Source organism: Pseudomonas sp. SDO5532_S415, assembly GCF_054071155.1.
Genome location: NZ_JBSVWS010000187.1, coordinates 1 through 10,362 on the forward strand (window position 1 = coordinate 1; position 10,362 = coordinate 10,362).

Below are 10,362 nucleotides of genomic sequence, written 5' to 3' on the forward strand. Positions count from 1 at the left end.
TGAGCGCCGCAATAACTGTGGGAGCGGGCTTGCCCGCGATGAGGCCGGTACTGACAGCGTAAATCCATCAGACCGCCGCAAACCGCTTATCCAGATAATCAATGATCACCTTGGACTCATACATCCAGGTGGTCTGGCCATTCTCTTCGATACGCAGGCAGGGCACCTTGATCTTGCCGCCTTGCTCCAGCAGGGTCTGGCGATCCTGCTCGTTGTTCTTCGCATCGCGTAACGCCACCGGCACATTCAGGCGGCGCAGGGTGCGGCGGGTTTTCACGCAGAACGGGCAAGCGTGGAATTGATACAGGGTCAGTCCCTTGGCGGCGGCTTCGACCTGGGCCTGAGCGGCGGCGGGGCGCTGCTTCTTGCCAGGGCGAGTGAGGAAGTCGATGAAGATGATCAGTTGGCCGAGGCCGACACGAAGCGCTTTGACGAACACGTTGTAAGCCTCACGGGGCAAATGAAGAAAGTCGCGCAGCTTACCTGATTTTTCACAGGCGAAAAAAAACCGGCGATGAATGCCGGTTTTCCTTGAGTTACGAGTTACTTGATGAGGCTGAGGAATTCGCTGCGGGTCGCCGCGTTCTCACGGAACTCGCCGAGCATCACCGAGGTGATCATCGTGGAGTTCTGCTTTTCCACACCGCGCATCATCATGCACATGTGCTTGGCCTCGATCACCACCGCAACGCCCAGGGCGCCGGTGACCTGCTGGACCGCGTCGGCGATCTGGCGGCTGAGGTTTTCCTGGATCTGCAGGCGACGGGCGTACATATCGACGATCCGCGCGACTTTCGACAAGCCCAGCACCTTGCCGCTCGGAATGTACGCGACGTGAGCCTTGCCGATGAACGGCAGCAGGTGGTGTTCGCACAACGAGTACAGCTCGATGTCCTTGACCAGCACCATTTCGCTGTTGTCGGAGCTGAACAAGGCACCGTTGGTGACTTCTTCGAGCGTCTGTTCATAACCGCGGCAGAGGTACTGCATGGCTTTGGCGGCACGTTTTGGCGTGTCGAGCAGGCCTTCGCGGGACACGTCCTCGCCCAATTGGCCGAGAATCGCGGTGTAATTCTGTTCCAGGGACATGAAACTACCTGTGGGATTTTACGCAAAGAGCAAGGGTACGGTGGCGGACACGGCGCTGCAAGCGTGACGAATCAGCTTTACTCGTCGCGACCTTCCATCATGGTGCGTTTGAGCATCACATAAACCGCGCCGGCACCGCCGTGTTTTGCCTGGCAAGAGGTGAAGCCTAGCACTTGTGGATGCTGGCGCAGCCAGGTGTTGACATGACTTTTGATCATCGGTCGCTTGCCATCCAGGCGCACGGCCTTGCCGTGGGTCACGCGCACGCAGCGGATTTCGAATTTGGTGGCTTCGGCCAGAAACGCCCAGAGGGTTTCCCGGGCCTTTTCCACGCTCATGCCATGCAAGTCAAGGCTGCCCTCGAACGGGATCTGGCCGATCTTGAGCTTGCGCATCTGGCTTTCCTGCACGCCGTCACGTGCCCACATCAGCTCGTCTTCAGGACCGACGTCGATGACGAACTGATCGGACAGTCCATCGACGGTGGTGGCATCGGTGCGCACGGTGGCGGCTTGTCGCAGCTTGGCGATCTGCGCGCGGTCAGCTTTGGGTTTGCCGGTTTCGGCGCGATCGTGCTTGATCGGCTTGACGCCTTGGATCGCGTTTTTGAACAGGGAAAAATCGTCGTCTTGCATGTCAGCCTCCGCGAAGGGCGGCCAGTTTACCCAACTCGAAGCGAATGGGCGCGCGACAAAACGCGCGGCGTTCGGCCGCGGCCTTGGACTCAGTCGTGTTTTTTCATCAGATGCGGGGACATGTTGAGCGCCTGCGACTGCCGTGAGCGGCGCCGGCAGCGACGCCACATCCATACGCCGAGGTACAGCACGAACAGACCGATCGCCAGAATCACCGCGGCACCGGCGCGGTTGGTGTTCATCTCGCCCAGGGCAGGTGCGTGCCCCAGCAGGCTGGCGACGCCGGCCATGGCAAGCAACACACCGCACGTAGCCAGCAACGCAGCGAAGGCTGCGCCGATTCGAAAACGCCAGTTGCGTTGGCCTTTGGGCCGCAAGCGGCGAGCGTCAAAACCATCGGATAACTTCATTCCGACCTTCCTCAATGGGTATCGGCCCTTCGACCGGAAGTTGACCGGGATGTTCCTGAGGCTAAGACAATTGCAGCTAATGAGAGGCTTTTACGGATGAGCGGCGGCATGGACCGCTCATCAACCCTGGAATCAGACCAGGTCGTTGGTCTGGGCGACGGCGGCAAAGTTGTCCGCCATGATCGCCATTTCGGTCCGCTGCACATCCTCGGCGCTCAGGACGCCGCCTTTGTACGGTAGATCGCGGGTGGCGCAGGCGTCTTCCACGAGGGTACAACGGAAACCCAGGTTTTTCGCTGCCCGCACCGTGGTGCTGACACTGGAGTGACTCATGAAACCGCAAACCACCAGATCCACCGAGCCCAGCTCTTCCAGGCGTTTTTTCAGATCCGTGCCATGGAATGCACTCGGCAGGATCTTTTCAATCTTGATTTCGCCGGCAAGCGGCTCCAGCCCCGGAATGAATTGCCCGCGCTCACCGCGTGGGTCGAACAGCCCACCGACGGTGCCGAGGTGGCTGACATGCACGATCGGCCGGCCGGCCGCACGGGCAGCAGTCACCAATTTCTTGATGTTCGCGACAGCCGCATCCATGCCGCTCAGGGCCAGTGGGCCGCTGAGGTATTCTTTCTGGGCATCGATGATGATCAGGGTCGCATGACTCAGTTTGGCTGCTGCGTAGCCGCGGCCGCTGAGTTGAAACATCGTTTGTGGAACGGACATTCTGGGGCTCCTTGGAGTGGGGCTTTTGCGACATTGTCCTCTGGCTGAGCGCTTCTGTGAATCGCTACTATCGTAGGCACCGTCGTTACTGGCGTGCAGCGTTGTCAAGTGGGCCGATTTGTTCAATACCGGGCTGTAAAAAGAGATTAGTCCTACATCTGCACCGGTGTTTTTCCTGCGTCGTCGTGGCGACGTTTGACTGGTAGAATCGCCCGTCGATTTTTCTGGAGTTTGCCGTCGTGATCACTTCCCGCCTTCGTACCCTGCGTGACCATATCCGTTGGGCCGTCAGCCGCTTTCATGGGGAGGATCTGTTTTTCGGCCATGGGACCGACAACGCCTGGGACGAAGCCCGTCAATTGGTGTTGGGTGCCTTGCACTTGCCGTGGGAAGTTTCCGACAGCTACCTCGATTGCAATCTGGAAGAAGACGAATTGGTCCACTTGCAACTGTTGCTCAAGCGTCGCATTGAAGAACGGGTACCGACTGCTTATCTGCTGGGCGAAGCCTGGTTCTGCGGGATGTCGTTCATCGTCGATGAACGCGTTCTGATCCCGCGTTCGCCGATTGGCGAGTTGATCGAGAACCGTTTTACCCCTTGGCTGGGTACCGAGCCTGCTCGGATCCTCGACCTGTGCACAGGTTCAGGTTGCATTGGTATCGCCTGCGCCTATGAGTTCCAGAACGCTGAAGTGGTGCTGGCCGATCTGTCGTTCGAAGCGCTGGAAGTGGCCAACCAGAACATCGAGCGCCATGGCGTCGATGAGCGGGTCTACACGGTGCAGGGTGACGGTTTCGAGGGGCTTCCAGGGCAGCGTTTCGACCTGATCGTTTCGAACCCGCCTTACGTCGACGCCGAAGATTTTGCCGATATGCCGGACGAGTACCAGCATGAACCGGAGCTGGGCCTGGCCTGCGGTGACGATGGATTGAACCTGGTGCGGCGCATGCTCGCCGAAGCGGCGGATCACCTGACCGAGAAGGGCTTGTTGATTGTCGAGGTGGGCAACAGCCAGGTGCACGTCGAGGCGTTGTACCCGGAAGTCGACTTCGCCTGGCTGGATTTCGAGCGTGGCGGGCATGGCGTGTTCATGCTGTCGGCCGAGCAGTGCCGGGATCATCAGGCACTGTTTGCATCCCGCGTTTAACCGTCAAAAAGCTTCGCGAGCAGGCTCGCTCCCACAGGGGATTTGTGAACGACGCAGATCCAGTGTGGGAGCGAGCCCGCTCGCGAATAGCCGCGCCGCGGTTTCAAGTCTTCAACGGTGCGTCGCAATCCAGATCAGCAACCCCGCCTGAAACACCGCGAACGCCACCAGGCAGGTAATGGTGAAGCGCAACCCGGCGTCTTCGCGTTTGTACTTGCTGACTTTTTCTTCGTGTTTCTTGAGTTTGACTTCCTGCTCGGCGAGATTCTGCTCGGCTTGCTGGAGCATCTGCGCGGCTTCAAGAATTTCCACGACTTGCAGTTTTTCCGTGTTCCAGTCACCCAGCAGGTCGCCGACCAGCACTTCTTTGACGCTGCCCTTCAAATGCTGGGCGTCGGCGTAAACCACATCGAAACCGTGTACCCGCAAAAAATGATCGCGGCGCAGGCGGGTGTCTTCGTTCAACGCGTCCTTGTTGTTGAGATCAATGCCGTCGACTGTGTAGCCGGGCCAGCGCTTTTTCGCCCAGGTAATGCCTTGCGCTGCCATGAAGCGACCGATGCCACGGTTCAGCGGTTCGACCTGCAGGCCGCTGTCCGGGTTGAAATGCACGCGTTTTTCAGTGTGGTCGACCCACACGTCCAGATGATTCTGTTCCTTGCGCACCCGCTGGCCGGGAAGGGAGATGCTCATGCGCATCAGGCTGCGTAGCTTGTCGTTGCGTTCGGCGTAACCGAATTCGACGAAGCGCAACGGCCGACCGCCGGTACTGCGGTCAGTCTGCAACGGCGCCAGGCGGAGCATTTTGTGGTGCTCGACGTGGACGTCCGCCCAGGGCAGCTCGACCGCTGGCGGTGCGTCTTTTTCAGCGGTGGTGTCGGGTGAAGTCGGGGTATCGGTCATAACGGCGAGATCCTGTCCAAGCTCAGCTTGCCGCCAGCCAGTGCGCTGGCGACAAAGTCTTATCGGCCGTTTTCGACAAGACTGGAGAGCAAATTAACGGGAGCCAAGTCCGTCAATGAACCCGAGGATTCGCGAACCCAGTTCCGCCGCCAGCGGCAAATTCGGATCCTTGTAGGAGGCCAACTGGCGTTTGACGTCGTTGGGCACGATGCGCATGACATGGTTCATGCCTTCGATCAGTGCCAGTTCAGCGTCCGGTTTGGCCGCCTTGAGCAGGCGTGCATCATTGACGCCGACCTGGATATCGTTGCTGCCCTGAATGATCAGCGCCGGCATTTTCAAGCGGGCGAAGGCTGCCGCCGGGTCCTGGCGGAACAGCGAAATCAGATACGGCTGTACGCTCGGGCGGAAAATCACCTGCAATGGCGGCGGCACGTTGTTGTCGGTTTTCCCGGCCTTGAGGCTGTCGAGCAGCTCGTTGCTGCGCAGCATCAGCGGCGGCGGCAGGCGATTGCTCAGTTGCTGGCGCAGCACCTGATCGATCGGCCGGGCGCTGCCGGACATGGAAATCACTGCCGCCGCATCGACGCTCGGCGCCGCGAGGCTGGCGATCAACGCGCCTTCGCTGTGCCCCAACAGGATCAGCTTGCCGAAACGAGGATCGGTTTTGAGTTGGCGGCCCCAGGCTTCGGCGTCCGCGACATAGGCCTCCAGCGTCAGGTTTCGTTCGTCCGGGGTCGCTGCCAGGCTCGCGGCCACGCCACGTTTGTCGTAACGCACGCTGGCGATGTTGTGTTTGGCCAGCACCCACGCCAGGCGTTTGAGGCTGTCATTGCGTCCGCCGTCGGGGTTGTTTCCGTCGCGATCCGTAGGACCGGAGCCGGAAATGATCAGGACAACCGGTACCGGTTTGTCGGATTTTGGCAGCAACAGCGAGCCGAACAGCTCGCCGGTGCCGGTGTCCAGGGTGATCGGCCGTTGCAGGACTGTGGCCTGGGCGAAGCCGGACATCAGGGTAAGGCTCAAGATCAAAACTCGCAGCATCATCACGCCATTATCATCAAGATGCCGGTTGGACTCGCAGGCACCCATAAGGTTCGAGGATGAACTACTTGGGTAGCCTGCGTATACTGGCGCGCATTACGTATTTGGGTTCGATTTCACGGAGCGTCCTGCATGTCCGGCAATACCTACGGCAAGCTGTTCACTGTCACCACCGCGGGCGAAAGCCATGGTCCGGCGTTGGTCGCCATTGTCGATGGCTGCCCGCCGGGCCTGGAGATCTCCCTGGAGGATCTGCAGCGCGACCTGGACCGCCGCAAGCCCGGCACCAGCCGCCACACCACCCAGCGCCAGGAAGCCGACGAAGTCGAAATCCTCTCCGGCGTGTTCGAGGGTCGCACCACGGGTTGCTCCATTGGCCTGTTGATCCGCAACACCGACCAGAAGTCCAAGGACTACTCGGCGATCAAGGACCTGTTCCGCCCGGCCCACGCCGACTACACCTACCACCACAAATACGGCGAGCGCGATTACCGTGGCGGCGGTCGCAGCTCGGCCCGTGAAACGGCCATGCGCGTTGCCGCTGGCGCCATTGCGAAAAAATACCTGGCCACCCAGGGCATCGTCATTCGCGGCTACATGAGCCAGCTCGGGCCGATCGAAATACCGTTCAAGACCTGGGATTCGGTGGAGCAGAACGCCTTCTTCAGCCCTGATCCCGACAAAGTGCCGGAACTCGAGGCCTACATGGACCAGTTGCGCCGCGACCAGGATTCGGTCGGCGCGAAGATTACCGTGGTGGCTGAAGGCGTAATGCCGGGCTTGGGCGAGCCGATCTTCGACCGTCTTGACGCCGAACTGGCCCATGCGCTGATGAGCATCAACGCGGTCAAGGGCGTAGAAATCGGTGCCGGTTTCGCCAGTGTCGCCCAGCGCGGTACCGAACACCGCGATGAGATGACCCCGGAAGGTTTCCTCAGCAACAACGCCGGCGGCATCCTCGGCGGCATTTCGTCCGGTCAGCCGATCGTTGCGCACCTGGCACTGAAGCCGACATCCAGCATCACCACGCCGGGCCGTTCCATCGACATCAACGGCAACCCGGTGGAGGTCATCACCAAGGGCCGTCACGACCCGTGTGTCGGTATTCGCGCCACGCCGATCGCCGAAGCGATGATGGCCATCGTCCTGATGGACCACCTGTTGCGCCACCGTGGACAGAACGCCGATGTGCGCGTGAGCACGCCGGTGCTGGGTCAGCTTTAATGGCTGACTTGAAAGCCGCTGCAGTCTGATGGCGGTGGCGGCGCTTCCGTACTGGCGGCTTTCCAGCTTCTATCTGTTCTATTTCGCCTTGCTCGGTTCGACAGCGCCGTTTCTGGCGCTGTACTTCGATCACTTGGGATTTACCCCGGCGCGAATCGGCGAACTGGTGGCGATCCCCATGCTGATGCGTTGCGTGGCGCCGAACATCTGGGGCTGGCTCGGTGACTACACCGGCCGGCGCCTGGCCATCGTGCGCTTCGGTGCCGTTTGCACGCTGCTGACCTTCTCGCTGATTTTCGTCAGCAAGACCTACGCCTGGCTGGCGATGGTCATGGCCTTGCATGCATTTTTCTGGCATGCGGTGTTGCCGCAATTCGAAGTCATCACCCTGGCACACCTTAAAGACCAGACATCGCGCTACAGCCAGATCCGCTTGTGGGGCTCCATCGGTTTTATCATCACCGTGGTTGCGCTTGGGCGTTTGTTCGAATGGCTCAGCCTCGACATCTACCCGGCGGCGCTGGTGCTGATCATGGCCGGCATCGTTCTCAGCAGCCTGTGGGTGCCGAACGCGCAACCGGCGCAGGGTAACCGGCCGACGGGGGAGGGTTTCCTCAAGCAATTGCGCAGCCCCGGCGTGCTGGCGTTTTACGCTTGCGTGGCACTGATGCAGATGAGCCACGGACCGTATTACACGTTTTTGACCCTGCACCTTGAGCGATTGGGTTACAGCCGTGGCGTCATCGGCATGCTCTGGGCCGTTGGCGTGGTGGCGGAGGTGTTGATGTTCATGGCCATGAGCAAGATATTCTCGCGCTTCTCGTTGCGTCGGGTGCTGCTGGCGAGTTTCCTGCTGGCGGCATTGCGCTGGTTGCTGCTCGGTTCGCTGGCGGAGTTTCTCTGGGTGCTGCTGTTTGCCCAGATCCTGCACGCGGCGACGTTCGGCAGCTTTCACGCCGCTGCCATTTCCTTCGTGCAACGTAGCTTCGGCGCGCGCCAGCAAGGGCAGGGCCAGGCGTTGTACGCCGCACTGGCTGGCACCGGTGGCGCATTGGGCGCGTTGTATTCCGGCTACAGCTGGAACGCCCTGGGCGCGGCATGGACTTTTAGTATTGCCAGTCTCGCAGCCCTCGCGGCTGCCGTTATCATTGCCACACGTATGCAAGAGGACAGGCCATGAGCCTTACCCGTGAACACCTCGCCCAGGAAATCATCGACGCCGGGCGTTTTCTGTATGGCCGCGGCTGGTCGCCGGCCACCAGCAGCAATTATTCGACCCGATTGTCGCCGACCGAAGCCTTGTTGACGGTGTCGGGCAAGCACAAGGGCCAGCTGGGTCTTGATGATGTGCTCGCCACGGACCTGGCGGGCAACAGCCTGGAGCCGGGGAAGAAACCGTCCGCCGAAACCCTGCTGCACACGCAGCTCTACAGCTGGCGCCCGGAGATCGGCGCGGTGCTGCACACGCACTCGGTGAACGCCACGGTGCTGTCGCGCCTGACTTTGGGCGATTTCATCGAGTTCGAAGACTACGAACTGCAAAAGGCCTTCAGCGGTGTATCGACCCACGAATCCCGGGTGCGGGTGCCGATTTTCGACAACGATCAGGACATTGCGCGACTCGCCGCCAAGGTGCAGCCTTGGCTCGACGCCCATCCCGATTGCGTCGGTTACCTGATTCGCGGCCACGGCCTCTACACCTGGGGCGCGCGGATGAGCGATGCCCTGCGGCAGATCGAGGCCTTCGAGTTTTTGTTCGAGTGCGAGTTGAAGACTCGCAGTGTGTTGAACCGTTAACGGCAGACTTATCCACAAGTCGCCCATCGCCTGATGCAGCGCTGCGCCCGACCGGTGTCCACAAACCGGACGGCGCAGCCGAAACCGAGGAATTGCCCCATGAGCAGCCTGTCCGTTTATCACGTCTCCAGCCCTGAAATTCCCAACAAGGTGCTGACCCATTTCGAAGACATCGCTTCGACCCTGGCCGAACAGGGCGTGCGCTTCGACCGCTGGCAAGCCGCCGCGAAGATCCAGCCTGGCGCGACTCAGGAAGAAGTGATTGCCGCGTATCAGGCGCAAATCGACAAGCTGATGACCGAGCGCGGCTACATCACAGTCGATGTGATCAGCCTCAACAGCGATCATCCGCAAAAAGCCGAATTGCGCGCCAAGTTCCTCGAAGAACACCGCCATGGTGAAGACGAAGTGCGCTTTTTCGTCGCCGGTCGCGGGTTGTTCACCCTGCACATCGACGATTACGTCTACGCCGTGCTGTGCGAGAAAAACGACCTGATCTCGGTACCTGCCGGTACCAGGCACTGGTTCGACATGGGCGAGCATCCGCATTTTGTGGCGATTCGCCTGTTCAACAACCCGGAAGGCTGGGTGGCCAATTTCACCGGCGACGACATCGCCGGCCAATTTCCGCGTCTTGAGGACTGAGTCGATGCCGATCAAAGCGATTCTCACCGATATCGAAGGCACCACCAGCGCGGTGAGTTTTGTGTTCGACGTGCTGTTTCCCTACGCGGCCAAACATTTGCCGACGTTCGTCAGCCAGCACGCCGCGCGTTCCGACGTGGCCGAACAACTGGACGCCGTGCGCCGCGACAGCAACGAGCCGGGTGCCGACGTGGAGCGGGTCATCGACATCCTGCTGGGCTGGATTGCCGAAGACCGCAAGGCCACGCCGCTCAAGGCACTGCAGGGGATGGTCTGGGAGCAGGGTTACCAGGCCGGGCAACTCAAGGGGCATGTGTATCCGGATGCCGTTGAAGCGCTGCAACGCTGGCATCAGGCCGGTTATCAACTGTTCGTTTATTCATCCGGTTCGATCCAGGCCCAGCGCCTGATCTTCGGCTGTTCGGAGGCGGGGGATCTTACGCCGCTGTTCAGCGGTTACTTCGACACCACGTCCGGACCCAAGCGCGAATCGCAGTCCTACGCCAACATTACTCAGGCCATCAAGCTTGAGGCCTCGCAGATTCTGTTCCTGTCGGACATCGTCGAAGAGCTGGACGCGGCGCGTAAGGCGGGAATGGCCACCTGCGGATTGGCCCGTGAGGGGGGGGAACTGGCGGGACATGTCACTGTGGACAGTTTTGCCCGAATCAGCCCCTCCACCTTCTAAAACAACACAATCCCTGTAGGAGCGAGCTTGCTCGCGATGGTCGTGAACGATAACGC

General features: G+C 60.5%; 13 protein-coding genes. 6 read left to right on the top strand and 7 right to left on the bottom strand.

Features of this window, described 5'->3' with window-relative positions; genetic code table 11:
- Positions 1 to 67: 67 nt before the first annotated feature.
- From ACW9HW_RS26045 to ACW9HW_RS26065, 5 genes are all read right to left on the bottom strand, one after another.
- Positions 68 to 439 (bottom strand): glutathione S-transferase N-terminal domain-containing protein, encoded by a 372-nt coding sequence (locus ACW9HW_RS26045; RefSeq protein WP_095196822.1) that lies wholly within the window; start codon positions 437 to 439, stop codon positions 68 to 70.
- A gap of 104 nt (positions 440 to 543) precedes the next feature.
- Positions 544 to 1,089, bottom strand: a complete 546-nt coding sequence (gene folE / locus ACW9HW_RS26050; protein ID WP_007988130.1) for a GTP cyclohydrolase I FolE — start codon at positions 1,087 to 1,089, stop codon at positions 544 to 546.
- Between the two features lie 77 nt (positions 1,090 to 1,166).
- Complete coding sequence (locus tag ACW9HW_RS26055) at positions 1,167 to 1,724, bottom strand: Smr/MutS family protein (RefSeq protein WP_095196821.1); 558 nt, start codon at positions 1,722 to 1,724, stop codon at positions 1,167 to 1,169.
- An 89-nt stretch (positions 1,725 to 1,813) separates the two neighbouring features.
- Positions 1,814 to 2,134, bottom strand: a complete 321-nt coding sequence (locus tag ACW9HW_RS26060) for a hypothetical protein (RefSeq protein WP_095196820.1) — start codon at positions 2,132 to 2,134, stop codon at positions 1,814 to 1,816.
- Between the two features lie 132 nt (positions 2,135 to 2,266).
- Entirely contained in the window at positions 2,267 to 2,857 is a 591-nt protein-coding gene (locus ACW9HW_RS26065; RefSeq protein WP_095196819.1) for a cysteine hydrolase family protein, read from the bottom strand.
- 239 nt (positions 2,858 to 3,096) lie between these two features.
- On the opposite strand from ACW9HW_RS26065, the gene prmB reads away from it, so the two are divergent.
- Positions 3,097 to 4,005 (top strand): 50S ribosomal protein L3 N(5)-glutamine methyltransferase, encoded by a 909-nt coding sequence (prmB, locus tag ACW9HW_RS26070; protein ID WP_457402164.1) that lies wholly within the window; start codon positions 3,097 to 3,099, stop codon positions 4,003 to 4,005.
- Positions 4,006 to 4,116: 111 nt separating this feature from the next.
- On the opposite strand, the gene ACW9HW_RS26075 is transcribed toward prmB, so the two are convergent.
- Positions 4,117 to 4,908, bottom strand: a complete 792-nt coding sequence (locus ACW9HW_RS26075) for a hypothetical protein (RefSeq protein ID WP_095196817.1) — start codon at positions 4,906 to 4,908, stop codon at positions 4,117 to 4,119.
- A 93-nt stretch (positions 4,909 to 5,001) separates the two neighbouring features.
- Positions 5,002 to 6,000, bottom strand: coding sequence for an alpha/beta hydrolase (locus ACW9HW_RS26080; protein WP_095196816.1), 999 nt, complete (start codon positions 5,998 to 6,000; stop codon positions 5,002 to 5,004).
- Positions 6,001 to 6,084: 84 nt separating this feature from the next.
- Here ACW9HW_RS26080 and aroC point away from each other — a divergent pair, with 84 nt between their 5' ends.
- The 5 genes from aroC (at position 6,085) to mtnC (ending at position 10,306) form a co-directional block, all read left to right on the top strand.
- Positions 6,085 to 7,176, top strand: coding sequence for a chorismate synthase (gene aroC, locus ACW9HW_RS26085; protein ID WP_095196815.1), 1,092 nt, complete (start codon positions 6,085 to 6,087; stop codon positions 7,174 to 7,176).
- Between the two features lie 28 nt (positions 7,177 to 7,204).
- Positions 7,205 to 8,356 carry an MFS transporter gene (locus tag ACW9HW_RS26090; protein WP_457402166.1) on the top strand — a complete coding sequence of 384 codons (1,152 nt, stop codon included), beginning with the start codon at positions 7,205 to 7,207 and terminating at the stop codon, positions 8,354 to 8,356.
- Positions 8,353 to 8,973, top strand: a complete 621-nt coding sequence (locus tag ACW9HW_RS26095) for a methylthioribulose 1-phosphate dehydratase (protein WP_095196814.1) — start codon at positions 8,353 to 8,355, stop codon at positions 8,971 to 8,973. The genes ACW9HW_RS26090 and ACW9HW_RS26095 overlap by 4 nt, the downstream gene beginning before the upstream one ends.
- Before the next feature lie 99 nt (positions 8,974 to 9,072).
- Positions 9,073 to 9,618 (top strand): 1,2-dihydroxy-3-keto-5-methylthiopentene dioxygenase, encoded by a 546-nt coding sequence (locus tag ACW9HW_RS26100; protein WP_095196813.1) that lies wholly within the window; start codon positions 9,073 to 9,075, stop codon positions 9,616 to 9,618.
- Between the two features lie 4 nt (positions 9,619 to 9,622).
- A complete protein-coding gene (gene mtnC / locus ACW9HW_RS26105; protein WP_457402168.1) occupies positions 9,623 to 10,306 on the top strand; it encodes an acireductone synthase in 684 nt (227 codons plus the stop codon).
- The last annotated feature ends 56 nt before the right edge of the window (positions 10,307 to 10,362 follow it).